At 73.9% G+C, this 19,485-nt stretch carries 15 protein-coding genes; 5 read left to right on the forward strand and 10 right to left on the reverse strand.

The features are described from left to right. Nucleotides 1-10: 10 nt before the first annotated feature. The 10 genes from HDG69_RS15215 to HDG69_RS15255 form a co-directional block, all read right to left on the reverse strand. Complete coding sequence (locus tag HDG69_RS15215; RefSeq protein ID WP_171784694.1) at nucleotides 11-811, reverse strand: CPBP family intramembrane metalloprotease; 801 nt, start codon at nucleotides 809-811, stop codon at nucleotides 11-13. A 6-nt stretch (nucleotides 812-817) separates the two neighbouring features. Next, entirely contained in the window at nucleotides 818-1,816 is a 999-nt protein-coding gene (locus HDG69_RS15220) for a WxL protein peptidoglycan domain-containing protein (protein WP_343036463.1), read from the reverse strand. A gap of 6 nt (nucleotides 1,817-1,822) precedes the next feature. Next, nucleotides 1,823-3,496, reverse strand: coding sequence for an HtaA domain-containing protein (locus tag HDG69_RS15225; RefSeq protein WP_171784695.1), 1,674 nt, complete (start codon nucleotides 3,494-3,496; stop codon nucleotides 1,823-1,825). Between the two features lie 52 nt (nucleotides 3,497-3,548). Further along, a complete protein-coding gene (locus HDG69_RS15230) occupies nucleotides 3,549-4,958 on the reverse strand; it encodes a hypothetical protein (protein WP_171784696.1) in 1,410 nt (469 codons plus the stop codon). Continuing rightward, nucleotides 4,955-6,295, reverse strand: a complete 1,341-nt coding sequence (locus HDG69_RS15235) for a hypothetical protein (protein WP_171784697.1) — start codon at nucleotides 6,293-6,295, stop codon at nucleotides 4,955-4,957. The genes HDG69_RS15230 and HDG69_RS15235 overlap by 4 nt, the downstream gene beginning before the upstream one ends. Further along, a complete protein-coding gene (locus HDG69_RS15240; RefSeq protein WP_425484044.1) occupies nucleotides 6,292-7,092 on the reverse strand; it encodes a heme ABC transporter ATP-binding protein in 801 nt (266 codons plus the stop codon). The genes HDG69_RS15235 and HDG69_RS15240 overlap by 4 nt, the downstream gene beginning before the upstream one ends. After that, nucleotides 7,089-8,201, reverse strand: a complete 1,113-nt coding sequence (locus tag HDG69_RS15245) for a FecCD family ABC transporter permease (protein WP_343036464.1) — start codon at nucleotides 8,199-8,201, stop codon at nucleotides 7,089-7,091. The genes HDG69_RS15240 and HDG69_RS15245 overlap by 4 nt, the downstream gene beginning before the upstream one ends. After that, entirely contained in the window at nucleotides 8,198-9,322 is a 1,125-nt protein-coding gene (locus HDG69_RS18705) for a heme/hemin ABC transporter substrate-binding protein (protein WP_216645768.1), read from the reverse strand. Before HDG69_RS18705 ends, HDG69_RS15245 begins: the two co-directional genes overlap by 4 nt. A gap of 123 nt (nucleotides 9,323-9,445) precedes the next feature. Further along, complete coding sequence (locus HDG69_RS15250) at nucleotides 9,446-10,105, reverse strand: biliverdin-producing heme oxygenase (RefSeq protein WP_171784699.1); 660 nt, start codon at nucleotides 10,103-10,105, stop codon at nucleotides 9,446-9,448. Between the two features lie 106 nt (nucleotides 10,106-10,211). Next, a complete protein-coding gene (locus HDG69_RS15255; protein ID WP_171784700.1) occupies nucleotides 10,212-10,385 on the reverse strand; it encodes a hypothetical protein in 174 nt (57 codons plus the stop codon). A gap of 215 nt (nucleotides 10,386-10,600) precedes the next feature. Here HDG69_RS15255 and HDG69_RS15260 point away from each other — a divergent pair, with 215 nt between their 5' ends. The 5 genes from HDG69_RS15260 (at nucleotide 10,601) to rlmC (ending at nucleotide 19,483) form a co-directional block, all read left to right on the forward strand. Next, entirely contained in the window at nucleotides 10,601-13,894 is a 3,294-nt protein-coding gene (locus HDG69_RS15260; protein ID WP_171784701.1) for a S8 family serine peptidase, read from the forward strand. Between the two features lie 327 nt (nucleotides 13,895-14,221). Beyond that, nucleotides 14,222-14,533 carry a hypothetical protein gene (locus HDG69_RS15265; RefSeq protein WP_171784702.1) on the forward strand — a complete coding sequence of 104 codons (312 nt, stop codon included), beginning with the start codon at nucleotides 14,222-14,224 and terminating at the stop codon, nucleotides 14,531-14,533. An 86-nt stretch (nucleotides 14,534-14,619) separates the two neighbouring features. Next, entirely contained in the window at nucleotides 14,620-17,565 is a 2,946-nt protein-coding gene (locus tag HDG69_RS19435; protein ID WP_343036465.1) for a helix-turn-helix transcriptional regulator, read from the forward strand. A 33-nt stretch (nucleotides 17,566-17,598) separates the two neighbouring features. Further along, on the forward strand, nucleotides 17,599-18,210 hold the full coding sequence (locus HDG69_RS15275; RefSeq protein ID WP_171784704.1) for a mycothiol transferase: 612 nt from the start codon (nucleotides 17,599-17,601) through the stop codon (nucleotides 18,208-18,210). A 4-nt stretch (nucleotides 18,211-18,214) separates the two neighbouring features. Next, on the forward strand, nucleotides 18,215-19,483 hold the full coding sequence (rlmC, locus tag HDG69_RS15280; RefSeq protein WP_171784705.1) for a 23S rRNA (uracil(747)-C(5))-methyltransferase RlmC: 1,269 nt from the start codon (nucleotides 18,215-18,217) through the stop codon (nucleotides 19,481-19,483). The last annotated feature ends 2 nt before the right edge of the window (nucleotides 19,484-19,485 follow it).

Consider the following 19,485-nt stretch of genomic DNA (forward strand, 5'->3'; position numbering starts at 1 on the left):
CACGGCGGACCTACGGGGCGGTGACGAAGATGTCGAACAGGTGCGGGTGGTGCCCGTGGACGAGCACCGCGAAGACGACGGCGTCGAAGAGCAGGTGCACCGCCAGCACGTAGGACAGCGACTTGTACCGGGCGAAGATCCACCCCTGCACCAACGCGAACGGGATGGTGAGCGCCGGCCCCCACTCGCGGTAGCCGAGCTCCCAGAGGAAGGACACGAACACCACCGCCTGCAGCACGTTGGCCGCCTGCATCGGGAAGTGCCGGCACAGCAGCGCGAAGATCGTGCAGATGAAGAACAGCTCGTCCCAGAGCCCGACGGCGTTGACGCCGACGAACAGCCGTGCGATGTCGTTGCTGCCCTCGAGCGGTGGCCAGTTGAGGTAGGCGCCCGAACCGAGGAAGTACGGCGGCAGGATCAGGTACCCGATCACGATGACCGCGCCGAGGTAGATCCACTGCCCTCGTGTCCACCGCCGTCCCGTGGCGACCGGGAAGCGCACCGCTCCCGCGCCGTCGTCGTCTCGCAGGACGAAGCGCGACAGCGCCCACGGCACCAGGACCGCCAGCGACAGCGCGACCGTGAACCGCATGATCCCGGCATCCGAGAGGTCCGCGGCGAGCGGGATCGCCGAGACGATCCCCATGCCCGCCGCGATCAGCGCGAGGTGCTTGCCCAGGGCGCGGTCCGCCCACAGGCCGAGGACGACACCGACCACGAGCGGCACGTAGCCCAGCGGGCGGGCGTGGACGGCGAAGAGCAGGACAGCGGAACCGCAGACGAGCACGGCGGCGGCGTAGCGGGCGACCATGAGGCGTCACCCTACCGACCGGCGAGCCCTCCACCACGACAGGCCCACCGCGGCACCGGCCACCAGGAGGGCGACCGCCAGCAGCGACCAGGGGACCGCCCACCCGCCGGCGGCACCTGTCGCCAGGGCCGTACCACCGCCACCGATGCCGACGACGACGCCGTCGACCCGGACGTCGGCCCCCGCCCGGAACAGCGGCCGCACCCCGGGCACCTCCACCGTGCGCTCGACGACCGCACCGGGCAGGACCTCCTCGAGCTCGGCCGTCGTGGACCGGGGGGCGCTGCTGCCCGGTCCGGTGACCGTGACGGCCTCTGTCGGCACGATCCGGGTGTCGCCCGTGTTCTCCAGGGTGTACGTCACGGTGGACGTCGCCGTCGCCAGCGGGTGCAGACCGGTCGGCGTGCTGACGGTGACGTCCTGCACGACCAGGCCCGGGCTGAGCTCGCCGGAGACGCGGGCATGGACCCGCAGCGCGAGCCGGCGGTCCACGGTGAGCGCGCCGTCGCCCGTCGCCTGTCGCAGCGAGGTCACCAGCCCGCCCGCATGGTCACCGGGTGTCGCGCCCTCGGGCACGACGAGGCGGAAGGGCACCCGCACCGTCTCCCCGGGATCCAGGGAGATCTCCCCTGCCGGCACGTCCAGCTCCAACCAGGTGCCGAGCCCCGTGGGCTCGGCGTCGGCGGGCAGGAGGTCGAGGTGCCCCTCGCGGGTGGTCGACGCGTCGGTGGCGTAGACGCTGAGGTCCAGCGACGTGGCCGACAGGTTGGTCACCAGGAGCCGGTCGGCGATCTCGGTGCCGGGATCGACCGTGTAGGCGTAGTTGGCGCGATCCGCACCGAGGGCGCCGACGGCGACCTGCGCGGGGTCGGGGCCCTTGCCGGGCGACAACGACCACGTCAGGTCGTCGGCGGTGTCGGCCGCCGCGGGCCCGGTCGGCACGGCGGCGCTCGCCCCGACGGCCACGAGGGCCGTCAGGGCGAGCGTCGTGAGCAGGCGTCGCACGGAGGGTCAGCCCACCGCGGTGAGCGTGAGCACACCGGTGTAGTCACCGGCCGGGGTGTCCAGCGGGATGCGCAGGGACAGCCCGGCGTCCACGACGGCGTCGTCGGACCCGGTCGCCCCGGTCCCGCTGGCCAGCGTGGACGTCTGGGTCAGGCCCAGGCCGGACCCCGCGACGACCGGCGACCCGGCGACGGCCGCGCCGGAAGTGACCTGGGGCGTCCAGCCGAGGGCCGCGCCGGAGAAGGAGCCCGAACCGCCGACGAACCTCCCCACGGCGCCGTTGATCGACCAGGTGCCGTCGGGGCGGGTGTCGGAGACGGTCACCTGGTGCAGGGCACCGGTGGCGGTGAAGGCGGTGTCGCCCGCCTGTGCGGTGCCGAGGTTCACGGCGCCGGCACCGTTGATGGTCCAGGAGAAGGAGCCGGGCTCGGGGTCGGGGTCGACGGGGTCGGTGGACCCGGGCACCTCGACGTCGACGCCGACCTCACCCTCGCCGTCGGCGGTGGGCTTGGCGAACCTCAGCGGGACGGCGGACTCCTGGGCGGCGTTGGGTGCGGCACCGCCCGCGGCGTAGGTGTACACACCGTAGGCGCCCGACACCGTGTCGTGCGTGGAGACCTCGAGGTCGACGGAGAAGGTGCCGTCGTCGTTCATCAGCACGAGCTGGTCGGCGACGTTCGGGAAGCCGTTCCGCACCTGGGTGTAGGACGGCTCGGGCAGCGCCCACTTCTGGCTGATCACGGTGCGCGCGGCCGAGGCAGCGCCGTCGGAGGGCTTCCAGGTCTCGGCGAACTTGCCGACCACGACGTAGACGCCGGTCGGCTGACCCACCGCTACCGGCTGGCGCGCCGAGATGTTCGCCGTGGGGTCGAAGCCGGAGCCCGTCACGGTGATCGTCGTGCTGGTCGCGGGGTCGAAGCCCTCGGTCTGCGACACCTGCACGGCGGGCGTCCAGGAGGCGGGGGCCTCGTCGAGCTCGGCGGTCAGCGTGAGGTTGTCCAACGGGTCGCCCGCAGCGTACAGCGGCAGCGCAGCGGCCCCGTCGGCGGTCGTGGTCAGGCCGGTCAACGAGACCCGGAGCGTGTCCCCGTCGAGGGTCGCGTCGACGGCGGAGGCCGTGGCGAACTCGACGTCCTCGCCGCCGTAGGTCCCCGCCTCCCAGTCGCCGAAGTCACCGGTGACGTCGGCCGTGACGTCGGCGACGACGGTCGCGTCGCCACCCGAGACGACGACGGACACGTTCTCGATCGTCACGTCGAAGTAGTGGCTCGGGAAGTGGAACGCGGCGCCGCCCGCCGACTCGACGACCAGGTCGTCGGCCGAGGTGTAGGAGCCGCCGGTGACCGGCAGCGTCCACGGCAACGTCTCGTTCGGGGTGGAGGTGTTCGACGTCGAGGCCGGCGTGGCGGACGTGTCGAACTGCCCGGGGGCGATGCGGGTGATCCGCTCGCCCATCGGCAGCGCCCCGATCGGCGGGAGCGCCGCCGTCTGGTTGCCGACGTAGCGGCGGAAGCTCTCCTTGTAGCCCCAGGAGACGTCACCGGTGCCGGTGACGACCTCGCGGGCCTCGGCGGCCTGCGCCGGTGCGACGGTCACCAGGGTGGCGCCCAGCCCGAGAGCGAGGACACCGAGCCCGGCGGCGAGACGACTGCGTGCCGGCGGACGGGGAGGGGTGGTCATGGTCATGCCTTCCGTTGGGGATCAGGCGGGGTGGGGGTCTGAGGGTGCGCGGTCACGTGAACGGCAGGACGAGCCAGCCACGGCGGAAGCCGAGGACGGTCGCCGCGGTGCCGGTGGCCAGCGCGGTGATGCCGTACGCGAGCAGCTCGCCGGTCGACGGGCCGTCGTCGGGCAGCTCGGGGACGAGGCCCTGCGTGCCGCCGCCGAGCGTGGCGGCCGCGCCGGCCGGGAAGAGCACGAACGGGTCCTCGACCGGTGGTGGGAACAGGCCTGGCGCACCGAGGGCACGGGTCGCTGCGACACCGTCCCGGGCGAGCCCGGCGGCCGGGCTCGTCGCGGGGGCGAGCACGTCCGCGCTCGGGACGGTGCCGGCCGGCCCCGGGGAGCCGTCTGTACCGGTCCCTGTCGCGTCGGGCCCGGTCGCGCCCGGCCCGACGGTCCCGCCGCCGGGTCCGGGGCCGCCGGGTCCGGGGCCGCCGGGGTCGTCGTCCGTGGGCGACCCGACGCTGCGGGAGGCGTCGAAGCTCACCGCGACGGGCGACGGGGGCTTGAAGCGGTCGCGGATCCCGCCCGAGGTGTACCAGTACGAGCTCAGGCCGGTCTCCTGCTGGAACGCGACGAAGTTCCGCGGGAACGCCCCCCAGCAGCGGTTCGTCTCGTCGCGCTGGAGCTGGTCGCCGGCGACGGACAGGACGTCGACACCGCACCAGTCCGGTGCGAGGGTTCCACCGAGGCCGGAGGCGTCGATCCGACCACCGGTGAACGTCGCCAACGAGACGCGGCGCTCGCGCAGCGGCACCCACTTCGTCTGGTCCGCCATGTCGGTGCCGAACCCGCCGACCACCGCGGTGAGGCGACCGTCGCCCCGCGCGTCGAGGACCAGCCGGGGGTCGGTGGCCCACCAGTAGCTCAGCCCGCCGTAGTAGACGACGCTGAAGGTGCCGCTCCACGAGACGTCGAGCGAGCCGTCGTCGTCGCGCACACCCTTGCCACCGACGACGACGACCTCGGCGCCGCTGGTGTTCTCGGCCGACATGCTCAGCGGGGTCCCGTCCGGGGCCTGGCAGCGCGTGGCGTAGCGCACCCGCGGCTCGTCGGCCGGCCCGGGCCGCACCACGCTGACCTTCCCGGCGGCAGCCCGGTAGAGCCCGGAGTCACCGGCACCCCACACGAAGCTGCCGCCCGCGTCGCCGTCGTCGCCCGGTCGCCCGGCCATGAGGAAGTTGCACCCGCCGTAGAAGTTCGCACCGACGGACTCGGGGTTGACGCTCCAGCGCAGCTCGGCGTTCGTCAGGGTCGCGGCGGTGGGCCGCTCGGGCACCGTCACGGTGACCGTGACGTCACCACCCGCGCGCTGCGGGGGGCCGAGGTCGTCGCCGTCGGACGCCGTCGCGGTCGAGGTCGCTCCCAGCGCGAGGCCGACCGCGAGCAGCACGGCACCGAGGCGTCCGGTGCGGGTCATGCCCGCTCCTCCTCGTCCGGGTCGGCCGACGCCTCGTTCAGGACGACCGCCGCCCGGCGCCGGCGCACGCCGGCGACGGCCGAGGTCACCACGACCACCAGGAGCAGCAGCAGCGCCGCCCCGGCCGCGAGCTCGGCACCCGAGTAGCCGGTGCCCCACGCCCCCGCGGCGGCCACGGTCCCGGTGCCCGCGGCGGAGGCCATGATCGCCGCCTCCTCGGCGGCGGCGTCCGCCGGGTCACGGGTCACGACGATCTCGACCTCTGGCTGCTTGCCGGACGACGCGCCGGTCACCTTGAGGACGTGGGTGCCGAGCCGCAGGTCGCCCGGCAGCTCCAGCAGCCCGGCGATCTCCCCGTGCGCACCGGCCGTGAGCGGACCGACGGCGAGCTCGCCGTCGTCGAGCACCGCCACGACCTGCTCCCCCGGCTCGAAGCCCTGGCCGGCGAAGCTCAGCACCCGCCCGGCCACGGCGGTCGCCTGGTCGAACCCGATGGTCGCGGGCCCGGACTCCTCGGCCGACGGCGACGCCGACGGGGCCGACCCCGTGCCGCCGGCATCCGCCGGCGCGTCCGGGAGGCCCGGGTCGCGGGTACTGCCGCCACCCGCACCGTCGGTCGTGCCGTCGGCAGCGCCGGTGCCGGTGCCGGTGCCGGTGCCGGTGCCGGTGCCGGTGCCGGTGCCGCCCGAACCGTTCCCCGAGCCCGCGCCGTCCCCCGCGTCGGTGCTTCCCGAGCCGCCGGAGCCTCCACCCGCACCGGAGCCGCCCGAGCCGAAGCTCACGGGGGTGAAGGTCTCGTTGGCCGCGTTCGCCACCCCGTGCGCCCCGATGGTGATCACCCCGCACTGCACCGCGGTGCAGTCGACCTGCACGGCACGCCCGGACCGGTCCATCGCGTCGAACCGCGGACCCGGGACGACGATCGAGGTCGACCAGCTGCCGTCCTTCGCGATCGTCCCCCCGTTGGCCTCGTCCGCGGTGCTGGATCCGGGATGGGCGACGAACCGCTGGTAGCCGGCGTTGTCGGCGGACTCCGAGTCCGGCACGTACCGCAGCGTCTCGCCCGACGTCCCCCCCTGGCTCGGCGCCCACGAACCGTCCGACACCCAGCCGAAGAGCACGTAGATACCGCCGAAGCCCTTCGGCACGGACTGGAAGCCTGCGCCGGACAGGCGCAACGTCGTCGGACCCGTGGCCGACGCACGCGCGCCGCCGTCGAGACCGGAGACGCTCACGCGTGCGGCGGCCTGCGCGGGCGTCGACCCGCCGGGGACGAGCGCCGGTGCGCCCACACCGAGGACGAGCACCAGGGCGACGGTCGCGGCCAGGCGTCTCATGACGCCACCTCCTGCCGTTCGTGGGATCCGTGACGTGGCAGCACCAGGAGAGCGCCCGTCACGGGGTGGGTGAGGACGTCGACGGTGTGGTCGTAGACGTCGGTGAGGAGAGCGGAGGTCAGGACGTCGGCCGGGGCGCCGTCGGCGACGACCGCCCCCCGGTGCAGGACGACGACGCGATCGGCCCAGGCGGCGGCGAGCGGCAGGTCGTGCAGGACGACGACGGCGGCACCACCGGCGTCGGCGTGGCGGCGGGCCTGGGCGAGCACCCGGGTCTGGTGCTTGACGTCCAGGGCCGCGGTCGGCTCGTCGAGGAGCAGCAACCGCGCCTCCTGGGCGAGCACGCGGGCGAGCGAGACACGGGCCTTCTCCCCGCCGGACAGGGTCGGGAAGCGACGCGCGGCGAGATGGGTGACGTCGGCCGCCGCGAGCGCCGCGGCCACCACGGCGTCGTCCCGGTCCGCCGACGAGCTGCCCTCCCACGGGGCGCGTCCCATCCGCACGACGTCCACGACGCGGAACGGGAAGGCGACGCGGTTCTCCTGCAGCAGCACCGCACGGCGGCGCGCGAGCTCGCCCGGGCGCACGGCGGCCAGCGGCTCGCCCTGCCAGGTGACCGTGCCGGCGTCGGGGGCGCGGTCGCCCGCCAGCACCGACAGCAGCGTGGACTTGCCCGCACCGTTCGGGCCGACGACGACGAGGACCTCGCCGGTGCGCACCGCGACGTCGACACCGTCGAGCAGCGTGGCGTCGCCGATGCGGACACCGGCGCCGCGGACGGTCAGCAGAGGGTTCACGCCCAGCCTCCGGCCTGGCGGCGGGTGCGGTACACGAGCCAGAGGAAGAACGGCCCGCCGACGAGCGCGGTGAGCATGCCGATCGGCAGCTCGGCGTAGGGCACGACGGTGCGGGCGACGAGGTCGGCGGCGAGCAGCAGCACGGCGCCGCCGAGGGCGCTGGCCGGCACCAGCACCCGGTGGCCGGGTCCGACGGCCATCCGCACGAGATGCGGCACGACGAGCCCGACGAACGAGATGATCCCGCAGAACGCGACGGCCGCGGCGGTGAGCATCGCGACGAGGACGACGGCGACGACGCGCAGCCGCTCGACGTCGACCCCGAGGTGCCGGGCGGGACGCTCGCCGAGCGCGAGCAGGTCGAGCCGGCGGGCCAGCACGATCGCGCCGACGAGGCCGAGCACCACCAGCGGGGCGACGATCGCGACGTACACCCAGCGGGTGCCGTTGAGGGAGCCGAGCTGCCAGAAGACGATCTCCTCGCGGGCCTGCGTGTCGCCGAGGAACGTGAACAGGGCCAGCCCGGCGCCGCAGACCGCGTTGACGGCGACCCCCGTGAGCACGAGGGTGACCACCTCGGTGCGGCCCCCGGCCCGGGCCATCGCGTAGACGACGAACGTGGCGACGAGCCCACCGACGAACGCTGCGGCCGCCGTCGTCCACGGGCCGAACGCCGTGAGGCCGAGGGCGATGGTCGCGGCGGCGGCGACCGCGGCCCCCGACGAGACGCCGACGACGCCGGGTTCGGCCAGCGGGTTGCCGAAGACGCCCTGCATGACGGCGCCTGCGGCGGCGAGCGCCGCGCCGACGAGGACCGCCATCACCACGCGGGGGAACCGGACCGTCCACAGGGCGGTGTACCCGTGGGGGTGGGCCGGCTCGGGACCGAGGTCGAGGCCCACGCCGCGGGCGAGCGCGCCGAGCACCTCGGAGGCCGGCACGTGCAGCTGGCCGGACCCCGCGGAGACGACGGCCAGCACCCCGAGCGTCACGGCCAGGACGGTGAAGAGCGCGGTGACCCGGCCGGTGCGAGCGGGCGGGAGCGGGCCCGGCGCCGGCGACGGGGCCGGAGCGGCGTCGGCCCGCTGCTGCTCGACGGCGGCGCTCACCCCAGGCTCCCGGGCGCGTAGAAGGCGCGGGCGAGCGAGTCGAGCACGCCGGTGGTGGCGGGGCCGAAGGCGAGCACCTGGCTGTCGGGCATGGCGACGACCCGGCGGTTCTCCCCCGCCGGCGTCTGGGCGAGGGCGGGCAGACGCTCGAGCAGACCGTCCACCCCCCCGACGGAGTCCAGGCCGCCGGACATCATGAGCAGCAGGTCCGGCTGGGCGGAGATGATCCCCTCGTCGTTGACCGGCCGCATGCCGGTCCACCCGATCTCCCCGGCGACGTCGACGGCGCCGAGCGCCTCGATGAGCGAGTCCGCGCCGGACCCGTCCCCGAAGAGGTAGTAGACGCCGGACTGGCCGCGGACGTAGAGGAAGGCGACGCGCAGCTTGTCGGCGTCGTCGTCCGGGGCGAGCGCGGCGACCTGGGCGACGGTGGCGTCGATCTGCGACTGCGTCCGCTCGGCCAGCTCGTCGCCGGCGTCGGCCATGCCCAGCGCGTCGGCGACGGCGCGGGTCAGGTCGGCGGCGTTCTCGGTGCTGCGGTGCGGGTCCAGGACGACGACGGGGATGCCGGCGTCGCGCATCTGCAGCACGACGTCCCACGGGCCGAGCGTGGTGTCGGTGAGGATGACGCTGGGCGCGAGGTCGAGGATCGCCTCGGCGGTGAGCTCGTGGCCGTTCGAGGTGACCTCGGGTCGGTCGAGGATCTCGGGGAACGTCGAGGACGTGTCCCGGCCGACGACGCTGTCCCCCAGGCCGAGCTCGAAGACCGTGCGCGAGAGCGTGCCGTACAGGTCGATGGCGAGGATGCGGCTGGTGTCGGTGACGGTGACCTCGGTGCCCTGCGCGTCGGTGACGGTGGCGGGCAGCGCGGGCTCGGGGTCCTCGCGGACCGGCTCGACGGGGGTGCCTGCCGCCTCGACCACGACCTCACCGGTCCAGGCCGTCGGGTCGCTGAGCACGTCGTCCCCGTCCGCCAGGTCGCCGAGGGCGGGGCCCGCGGCGACGGTGGTGGCGCCGTCGTCGTGCGTGGTGGCGCCGCAAGCGGTGAGGAGCCCGAGGACGACGACGGTGAGGCCGGCGGTCAGGGCGGAGGTTCCGGTGCGGCGTCGGGCCGGGGACATGCAGGGCTCCTTCGTGCGCACGTCAGGGTAGGCACACCTAAGTTAGATGAGGCTAGCCTTCGGCGCTAGGGTCCGGGCAGGGAAGAAGATGTGCGGCCCGTCACAGGGCCGCGCGAGAGAGGATCAGGCCGGGGCGCCCGGGTGGGCGGCGCCGAGCTCGACGAAGACCGCCCGGTTGAGCCGGAACGCCTCCTGCGCCTCCGCCACCGCGGCGGCGACCTCGACGGCGTCCAGGCCGAGCCCGTCGAGGCGCTCGCGGTAGACGTCCTTGAACGGCTTCGACTTCGGGATCTGCGGGAAGTCGTAGAACTCCAGGCCCGGCGCGCCCATGCCGTAGTGCCGCTGCATCATGCGCTGGATGATCTGTCCGCCGGAGAGGTCACCCAGGTAGCGCGTGTAGGCGTGGGCCGCGTACTCCGGGAGTCGGGTGCCCACCTCGCGCAACCGGGCCACGTAGACGTCCGCGGCCGGCAGGATGCGGATCTCGGTCCGCCACGACGAGCCGTAGAGGTGAGCCAGGTCCCGCTCGATGGCCGGGACCCTCGTCAGCTCGTCGAACACCAGGTCGGCACCCCGCGCGTCGCGTCGCACCACGGCGCTCGCCTCCTCCAGCGCGGTGTACACCGCGAGCTGCTGTGCGGCGAGGTCCGCGTAGGCCGCCACGTCGAGGCCCCCGGTCATGAGGCGCGACACGAAGCCCTCGGACTCGGCGTCCTGGTGCTCGGCACGGGTCCCCTCGCGCAGGAGCGCGGACAGCGGTGCCTCGGGAGCGAGGGTGGACATGACGGCCTCCAGAGGGTCGTGACGACCTGACAGATCGTCAGGACGTCGCCACCGTAGCACCTGGAGTTAGGGTTGCCTACCCTCCATCTCGAAGGGTGGAGGGCGCTCAGGAGCGCACGGCACCCAGGACCACGAGCACCGCACCCCAGAAGGTCAGCCCGAGGCCGACGGCGATCACCATGCCGTGCGGGCCGGGCGACGCCGCCCGTCGCGCGGTCCACACAGCCCGGCCCGCCACCACGACGCCGAGCACGATCAGGCCTGCCCCCCACCAGAACATGGCCCCATCGTCCGCGATAACGGTTGCCTGTGCATCCTGGGGCCTTTGCCCGGTTGATCCTGGTCGGACCGTCACACGCCTGATACACGCTCGAATGTTGCTCGCATCACACAAGCCGTATGTTGCGGAGTGACCTCCGACGTCGGCATCGCCACACCGAGGTGGCACCGCGTGGGAAGTCTCGTTCGACGGACCGAGACGAAGGGTGCGCTCACATGCGCTTACGGAACCACCAGTCCACGATCCGGCTCGCCGCCGCCACCTCAGGCGCCGCGCTGGTCATCACCACGCTCACCGCCACGGGAGCGGGCGCCGCGCCGCCCGACCCGGACGACCTCTCCCTCACCGGCAACCAGCCCGCCGCGACGGAGCGGCACGACGGGCCCAAGGCCCCCACCAGCGCGCTGGTGGAGACCTCCGAGAAGCTGCTCACGCTGAGCTCGAGCACGAAGGTCCCCGTCCTGGTCAAGTACGACTACGACGCCGTGGCCTCCTACGACGGGTCCGTCCCGGAGTACGAGGCGACCAGCCCGGCGGTCACCGGCGAGCCGCTGTCGGAGTCCGCTCCGGCGGAGAGGCGGTACCGCGCGTACGTCGAGGAGCAGGAGCGCTCGATCACCGCGGACGTCACCGACGCCGTCCCCGCCACCGAGGTCGTGGACACCTTCGACGTCGTCTACGGCGGGATCGCCGCCCTCGTCCCGGGCGACCGGATCCCCGAGCTGCTCGAGGTGCCCGGCGTCGTGGCCGTCCAGGAGAACACCCTGGAGCAGCCGCTGACGGACTCCAGCACCGACTTCATCGGCGCCCCCGCCGCGTACGACGCGCTCGGCACCGAGGAGCTGGCCGGCGACGGTCTCGTGCTGGGCAACATCGACACCGGGCTCTGGCCCGAGCACCCCTCGTTCGCCGACGACGGCGACCTCACGCCGTACGACGGCCCACCCGTGGCGTGTCAGTACGGGGACAACCCGCTCACCCCCGAGGACGACCCCTTCGAGTGCAACGACAAGCTGATCGGCGGCTACTCGTTCACGGGGCTGTACGACCTGCTCAACCCCGGGGAGTACCTGTACCAGGGCACGGCGCGCGACGCCGAGGGTCACGGCTCGCACACCTCGGGCACGACGGCGGGCAACGTCGTCGAGGACGTCCAGACCATCGGACCCGAGCTGGCCAGGATCCAGGGCGTCGCACCCGGCGCGAAGATCATCGAGTACAAGGCCCTCGGCCCGGGCGGCGGCTACACGTCCGACCTGGTCGCCGCCGTGCAGCAGGCGATCGTCGACGACGTCGACGCGATCAACTACTCGATCTCCGGTGGCAGCACCGTCACCGACCCGATCGAGATCGCCTTCCTCAACGCCTACGACGCCGGCATCTTCGTGGCGGCCTCGGCCGGCAACTCCGGCCCCACCGCCGCCACGTCGAACCACGTCAGCCCGTGGGTCACCACCGTGGCCGCCTCCACGCAGACGCGGGAGTTCTCCTCGACGCTCACGCTGACGGCCGACGACGGCGCCACGTTCACCGCCGAGGGCGCCTCCATCGTGGAGGGGGTCGAGGAGCCGCTGCCGGTGGTGCACGCCGCCGAGGAACCCTACTCCGACCCGATGTGCCTGGAGCCGGCGCCGGACGGCCTGTTCGAGGGCACGATCGTGCTCTGCGAGCGCGGTCAGAACGCCCGTGTGCTCAAGGGCTACAACGTGCTCCAGGGCGACGCCGCCGGCATGGTCCTGTACAACCCGACGCTCGCCGACGTCGCCACCGACAACCACTACCTGCCCACGGTGCACCTGCCCGACGGCTCCGAGATGACGGCGTGGCTCGCCGACCGCACGGGCGTGACCGCGTCGTTCACCGACGGCGCGCAGTCCGAGGGCCAGGGCGACGTCATCGCGGCGTTCTCCTCGCGCGGTCCGGCCGGTCCCGTCGTCAAGCCCGACATCACGGCACCCGGCGTGCAGATCCTCGCCGCCATGACGCCGACGCCGGAAGTCCCCGAGAGCGGCCCGTCCGGCCAGTACTACCAGTCGATCAACGGCACCTCGATGTCCGCGCCGCACGTCGCCGGCGTCGGGCTGCTGCTCCAGGCCGCCAACCCCGACTGGACTCCGGGCCAGATCAAGTCCGCCCTCATGACGCAGTCGACCACCGACGTCGTCAAGGAGGACCTGACCACCCCGGCCGACCCGTTCGACATGGGCGCCGGCCGGGTCGACGTCGAGGCCTCCCTGACGCCGCCGTTCACGATCAGCGACACCACGGAGAACTTCGCGGCCCTGACCTCGGACCCGGTCCGGGCCGTGGACCTCAACATCCCGTCGATCAACGCACCCACCCTGCCCGGACGGCTGACGACCACGCGCACGCTGGAGAACACCTCCGGCCGCAACCTGGTGGTCCGCCCGACGGCCGACGCTCCGCGGGGCACGTCGATCTCCTTCAGCCCCCGGGTCGCGACCGTCAAGCCGGGCCGGTCGGTGTCGTTCGACATCACGATCACCGACACCTCGGCCTCCGGCGAGCAGCAGTTCGCCGAGATCACGTTCCGCACCCAGCGGGGCGACGGCCATCTCCCGGTCGCCTGGGTCCCCACCCAGGGCAACGTGGACCTCGCGCAGTCCTGCGACGCGGACTCGGTCCGCCTCAAGGGCTCGGTGACCTGCACGGTCTCGGCGACCAACGAGTCGTTCAACGAGCAGGCGGTGTCGGTCACCACCACGGGTGAGGGCGCGCTGAAGGGCAAGCGGACCGAGACGGCGACCCTGGCGGCCGCCGAGCTGGGCGTGCCGAGCGTCGAGGTGCTCGACGACTCGGGCTTCCTCGATCTCGAGGGCTTCGGCATCGCACCGGAGTCGTTCGGCGACGAGACCCTGGAGAGCTACGACGTGCCCGCCTACGCCTACAACGGCCGCACGTACACGTCGATCGGCGTCAGCTCGAACGGCTACCTCGTGGCCGGGGGCGGGACGCAGGAGGACAGCAACTGCTGCGACCTGCCGGACGGCCCGTCACCGGCCCGCCCCAACTCGGTGCTCGCGCCGTTCTGGACGGACCTCAACAGCGTGGCCGGCGACGGCACCGCCGCGGAGGGCGTGCGGCTCGCCAGCCTCACCGACGGGGTGAGCTCGTGGCTGGTCGTGCAGTGGGACATGTACGTCTGGGGCACCCAGGACGCCCGCTCGTTCCAGGTCTGGATCGGCACCGGCGGCGAGCAGGACATCTGGTTCGAGTACGCGGAGCCGATGGCCGACCCGGGGCTGCCGTTCCTCGTCGGGGCGGAGAACGCCGCCGGTGAGGGCGACATGGTGGCCGAGGCGCCCGACGGCAGCACCCAGGTCGTGACCTCGACCGAGCCGACACCGGGCGGCAGCCTCACGTACGACGTGACGCTGCAGGCCAAGCGGCCCGGGGCGGGCACGGTCCGCACCGAGCTCGTCGCCGACGAGGTGCCCGGCACCACGATCGTCGAGACCCCCGTGAAGGTCACGGTGCGCAAGGGCTGACCGGCCGACGGCGACGCGGCCCCGTCGACCCGGGAACCACCCGGGCGGCGGGGCCGTCGTCGTGCGACCCGCCCTCCTCCCGCCGCGCTCGGCAGCTCCAGCTCCGATCGGTCGCTGCAGCGACCGATCGGGGTCGAAGCTGCCGACCGGAGCGGGCCGAGGCGACTTGTCTGAGCCACCTCAGACCTTCCCCCACCCGCCTGAGCCCCCCGTCTGAGGTACCCCCGCCCCCCAGGACTGGGCGACCGGACGATCCGCCGGGCACCGCCTCAGCACGAGTGTGGAGCCATGCCGGAACGACCGGTGGCACGGCGAGGGGACACGACGATGAACCTGCAGGGACCCGCACTCGAGGCAGAGCTGGCCTACCGTCGCGAACGTGCGGCCCTGGCCTACGGCACACCGACGACGTGGGCGCGGTGGCGGGCGTGGCGCGAAGCACGCCGTCAGGGACGCGAGCGCCGGCTGTCGGCCCGGGCGCGCGACGCCGTCGAACGCCTGGCCGACACGATCGACACCGTGGCAGACCGGACGGACGCCAGGGCATGGGAGATCCGCATGGCCCGCCGGACGACGGAGATCGAGGCAGGCCTGGCCACGCTGCGCGCGGCGCACGACCAGGCTCGCCGCGTGGCATGACACCTCTCACGTCCCTCGCGCCAACCGCTGGACACCCCCGCGGAGATCGCTCGGCCGATGTCGGTGTCCGGTGGGACGATGCTCAGGTGCGTCGGTCGTCCCAGATCCCCCTCATCTCGCGCGAGCACCAGGTCGCCGGGTTCCGCCGGTCCCTCGACCGCGCGGCCGCCGGCGAGCCCGGCGTGCTCGTGGTCGGCGGTGACGCGGGCGTGGGCAAGACCCGTCTGGTGACCCACCTCGCCGCGGTGGCCGCAGAGGCGGGAGGACGCGTCGTCGTCGCGCACTGCGTCGACCTCGGCGAGATCGGCATCCCCTACCTCCCTTTCACCGAGGCGCTCGGGCACCTGCAGCGGCCGGCCGGGGCCGAGGACGCCGACGACGTCGCCACCTGCGTCGCCGACATCGTCGCCGAGCGCCCCGCGCTCGCCCGGCTGCTCGACCCGGCCGGCCCGCGCACCGCCCAGGACGACCAGCACGCCGAACGGCTGCCGCTGCTGGACGGCGTCGCCAGCGCCCTGGCCGCAGCCGGCCGGCCCGGCGCCCCTCTCGTGCTGGTGATCGAGGACCTGCACTGGGCCGACCCGTCGACCCGGGACGTGCTGCGCTTCCTCGTGACCCGCCTGCGTGCCGAGCACCTGCTGCTCGTCCTGACGTACCGCAGCGACGACGTCGACCGTCGGCACCCGCTGCGCCCCCTCCTGGCCGAGCTGCACCGGTCCGAGCGCGTCGACCACGTCGAGCTGGAGCCCTTCACCGCCGCGGAGCTCCGGGACTTCACCACGGCGCTCAACGACGGCCCCCTGACCGAGTCCGACTTCGCGGAGGTGCTGCGGCGCTCGGAGGGCAACGCGTTCTTCGCCGAGGAGCTGGTCGCCGCCGGTCTGGCCTCCGGGACCCTGCCCTGGTCGCTCACCGACGTGCTGCACACGCGCATGCAGGACCTGGACCCCCCGGTGCAACAGCTCGTGCGGCTGGCGTCCGTCGCCGGCCGGCAGGTGCGCGAGGACCTCCTGCGCGCCGCTGCCGAGCGCACTCCCGGCCTCGACGCCGCCACGACGGCGGCCGCCCTGCGTGACACCGTCGCCCACCAGGTGCTCGCCGTCGAGGGCGTCAACCTGGCGTTCCGTCACGCCCTGCTCGCCGAGGCCCTGTACCTGGACCTCCTGCCCGGCGAGCGGACCGCGATGCACCTGTCCTACCTGGCGGCCCTGCTCGACTCACCCGACCTGGGCTCGGCCGCCGAGCGCGCCCACCACGCCCAGCAGGGCCACGACCTGCCGACGGCGCTCGCGGCGTCGTACGACGCGGCCGAGCGCGCCCGCGACCTGCTGGCACCCACCGAGGAGCTGCGCCACCTCGAGCAGGTGCTCTCGCTGTGGGAGTCGGTGCCCGACGCCGCCTCGCGCACCGGCACGGACCGTGTCGAGGTGGCCCTCGTCGCTGCCGGTGCGGCCTCGCGCGCCGGGCAGCCGACCCGCGCCGTCCAGCTCACGCGCGGCGCGATCGAGTCGCTCCAGGACGACCCGCAGCGTCAGGCGAGCCTGCGGCACGTCCTGGTCCGCTACCTGCTCGACATCGAGGAGGACGTGAGCGAGGCGTCGCGACAGATCGATCTCGCGTTGCAGGTGCTCCCGGCCGACCCCACGGAAGAGCTGGCCTCGACGCTCGCCGTCCGCGGGCGCATCGAGATGGTCCGTGACCAGGACGACGCCGCCCGCGACTTCCTGGAACGCGCCGTCGACGTCGCCCACCGCGCTCGTGCGCCGCACGCGGAGGCCGACGCCCTGGCCTCCCTGGCCGTCATCGAGGTGGGCGACCCGGAGACGGCGGCCCGGCTGATCGAGTCCGCGATGCACCGCGCGGTGGACGCGGGCAGCCTGACCGCCGAGATGCGCTGCCGGTACAACCTCGCCACGACGTGGTACTACGCGGGCCACCTGGACCGTGCGGCGGACCTGGTGGCCAGCGGGCTGGCCCGGGCGGAGGAGACCGCGACGACCCGCAGCTCCGTCGGGATCTCGATGCGGATGATCGCCGAGCTCCTGCGCTACGTGCGTGGTGACCTCTCGGCGCCCCCGCCACGCGACGGCATCCCGGCGCTGGAGGCCATGGTGATGGAGAGCGCCGGCCTGTACGCCGCCGTCGCGCGCGGCGACGACCAGGTCCTCGACCGGACGGAGGCGTTGCGCAAGGACTGGGACGTCGACGGGTTCGTCGCCCTCATCTCGGGCGGCTGCCGCATCGACGCCCTCACCTTCGCCGGGCGGTACGACGAGGCGGCCGCGCTCGCCGAGGCCGTCGTCGAGCATCTCGGTGCCGTGTGGAGCACGTACTTCCTGGGCCGCATCTGGATCTCGGCCCTGGCGCTGGCCGCGCTGGCCGACGCCGCCGAGGAGGCTGCCGTCGGAGGCACCGACCCGCGTCGCGAGGAACAGCGCCGCTCGGGCGACGAGCTGCTCGCGGTGGCCCGCGAGACGGCCGAGCGGGGCCGCCCCCGCGGTGGCGTCCTGGGGCCGGAGGGGCGCGCCTGGTTGCGCCGGGCCGAGGCGGAGCACGCGCGGCTCGTGGCCGCCACCGACGGCACGCCCGCCGACCCCGCCGTCTGGGAGTCCACCGTGCGCGAGTTCTCCTACGGCTACCGCTACGAGGTGGCGCGGTCGCGGTTCCGCTGGGCGCAGGCCCTGCGGGCCGCCGGTGATCGCGCGGCCGCCGAGCTGGAGGCTGCCGAGGCGCTGCGCGAGGCACGCGACATGGGTGCCGGTCCGTTGGCCGACGCCGTGCTCGCCTGGGCACGGCGCGCCCGGGTCGCGGTCCCGGGAGCTCGCCGGGAGACGTCCACGCTCACCGACCGGGAGGAGCAGGTGCTCGAGCTGGTGGCGCAGGGGCTGTCGAACCGGCAGATCGGCGAACGGCTCTACATCTCCACCAAGACCGTCAGCGTCCACGTCTCGAACGTCCTCGCCAAGCTGGGGGTCTCGGGTCGGGCGGAGGCTGTCGCCGTGGCCACCCGCCGCGGTCTGCTCACCGTCTGACCTGCGATCCCCGACACGGCGAAGGAGCCCTCTGTGAACGCGTTGCCCGACACGAAGCAGATGCTGCTGCACTACCTGCACGACGTCCGCGAGTCCCTGGTGTGGAAGACGCAGGGGCTCTCGGAGCGGGAGCTGCGCATGCCGCGCACCCCCACCGGGACCAACCTGCTCGGACTGATCAAGCACGCCGCGAGCGTCGAGGCCGGGTACTTCGGGGAGGTCTTCGGACGGCCCTGGCCGACGCCGGAGGAGCTGCCCACGGAGGCCCAGGTCGACGAGGACCCGAACGTGGACTTCTACGCGACGGCCGACGAGTCGGCGGAGCACATCATCGATCTCTACCGCCGCGTCGCGACGTTCGCCGACACCACCATCACCGAGCTGCCCCTGGACGCCCCGGGCCGCGTGCCGTGGTGGGGAGACAGGGGTGACGTCACCTTGCAGCGGATCGTCGTGCACGTCATCGACGACCTCAGCCGGCACGCGGGTCACGCGGACATCCTGCGCGAGGAGATCGACGGGGCCGTCGGGCTGATCCCGCGGGCCACGAACATCCCCGACATCGACCAGGCCGCCTACGTGACGAAGCTCCGAGCGCTCGCCGAGCAGTTCCCGGCGTCGTCGTCGCGGGGGCAGGGACAATAGGTCGGTGCAGTGCCCCCACTACGACGCCCGCCGGTGCCGGTCGTGCACCCTGATCGAGATCGACCGCCCCACGCAGGTGGCCGGCAAGGAGGCGCACGTCCGTGACCTGCTCGCGGCGCACGACGTCACGTGGCTCCCGGCCGTCACCGGTGCCGAGTCCGGGTTCCGCAACAAGGCGAAGATGGTGGTCACCGGGACCGTCGACGCACCGGTGCTCGGGATCGTCGGCCCGCCGGGCCCGTACGCCGGCCAGAGCGTCGACCTCACGGACTGCGGCCTCTACCCGCCCGCCCTGCAGGCGGCGTTCGGCCCGCTGGCGGAGCTGATCACCCGGGCACGCCTCCAGCCGTACGACCTCTCGCCCGCCGCGACGCCCGACCGCGACGGCCCGGGCACCTCCGCCCGCCGCCGCAAGGTCACCCCCCGCGACGCCGCCCGCCGCGGCGAGCTCAAGCACCTCCTGGTGACCCTCTCCCCGGACGGCGAGCTCATGGTCCGCCTCGTGCTGCGCTCCACCGAGGCCGTCGCCCGGATCCGCAAGCACCTGCCCTGGCTCCAGGCGGCGCTGCCGGGCCTGGCGGTACTGAGCGTCAACGTCCAGCCGGTCCATGCCGCGGTGCTCGAGGGCGAGCAGGAGATCGTGCTCACCGAGCGCGAGACGCTGCCGATGCGGGTCGACGGCATCACCCTGCACCTGCGCCCGCAGAGCTTCTTCCAGACCAACACCGAGGTGGCCGCAGCCCTGTACCGGCAGGCCCGGGCCTGGGTCGACGAGGTCGCCCCGGCGTCGCTGTGGGACCTGTACTGCGGGGTCGGTGGCTTCGCGCTGCACTGTGCAGCACCAGGCAGGTCGGTGACGGGCATCGAGATCTCGGCGGAGGCCGTGGCCTCGGCGACCACGACGGCGGGTGAGCTGGCCGCGCTGCCGGCGGACGCCGTCGTCGGCGGGCACGACGCCGCGTGGTGGCGCGCCGCGACGGCGAACCTCACCTTCGACGCGGGGGACGCGACGGGGTTCGCGCTCGGGACGGACGCCGACCCGGAACTCGTGGTGGTCAACCCGCCGCGACGCGGGATCGGGACGGACCTGGCGCGGCGGCTGGAGGCCTCGAACGCGCGGCACGTGCTGTACTCGAGCTGTCACGCGGTGACGCTCGCGCGCGACCTGGCCGAGATGCCGTCGCTGCGCCCCCGGCGGGCCGTGCTGCTCGACATGTTCCCGCAGACGGACCACTACGAGGTGCTGGTCCTCCTCGAGCGCTCGCGGGCGTAGGA

The sequence above is a fragment of the Isoptericola halotolerans genome (genome assembly GCF_013149785.1).
Lineage (GTDB): Bacteria > Actinomycetota > Actinomycetes > Actinomycetales > Cellulomonadaceae > Isoptericola > Isoptericola halotolerans.

What these genes read in the sequence shown, in the direction of transcription:
- HDG69_RS15215 (WP_171784694.1), bottom strand. Translation starts at nt 811, where the DNA reads ATGGTCGCCCGCTACGCCGCCGCCGTGCTCGTCTGCGGTTCCGCTGTC.
- HDG69_RS15225 (WP_171784695.1), bottom strand. Translation starts at nt 3,496, where the DNA reads ATGACCACCCCTCCCCGTCCGCCGGCACGCAGTCGTCTCGCCGCCGGG.
- HDG69_RS15230 (WP_171784696.1), bottom strand. Translation starts at nt 4,958, where the DNA reads ATGACCCGCACCGGACGCCTCGGTGCCGTGCTGCTCGCGGTCGGCCTC.
- HDG69_RS15235 (WP_171784697.1), bottom strand. Translation starts at nt 6,295, where the DNA reads ATGAGACGCCTGGCCGCGACCGTCGCCCTGGTGCTCGTCCTCGGTGTG.
- HDG69_RS18705 (WP_216645768.1), bottom strand. Translation starts at nt 9,322, where the DNA reads ATGTCCCCGGCCCGACGCCGCACCGGAACCTCCGCCCTGACCGCCGGC.
- HDG69_RS15250 (WP_171784699.1), bottom strand. Translation starts at nt 10,105, where the DNA reads ATGTCCACCCTCGCTCCCGAGGCACCGCTGTCCGCGCTCCTGCGCGAG.
- HDG69_RS15255 (WP_171784700.1), bottom strand. Translation starts at nt 10,385, where the DNA reads ATGTTCTGGTGGGGGGCAGGCCTGATCGTGCTCGGCGTCGTGGTGGCG.
- HDG69_RS15260 (WP_171784701.1), top strand. Translation starts at nt 10,601, where the DNA reads ATGCGCTTACGGAACCACCAGTCCACGATCCGGCTCGCCGCCGCCACC.
- HDG69_RS15265 (WP_171784702.1), top strand. Translation starts at nt 14,222, where the DNA reads ATGAACCTGCAGGGACCCGCACTCGAGGCAGAGCTGGCCTACCGTCGC.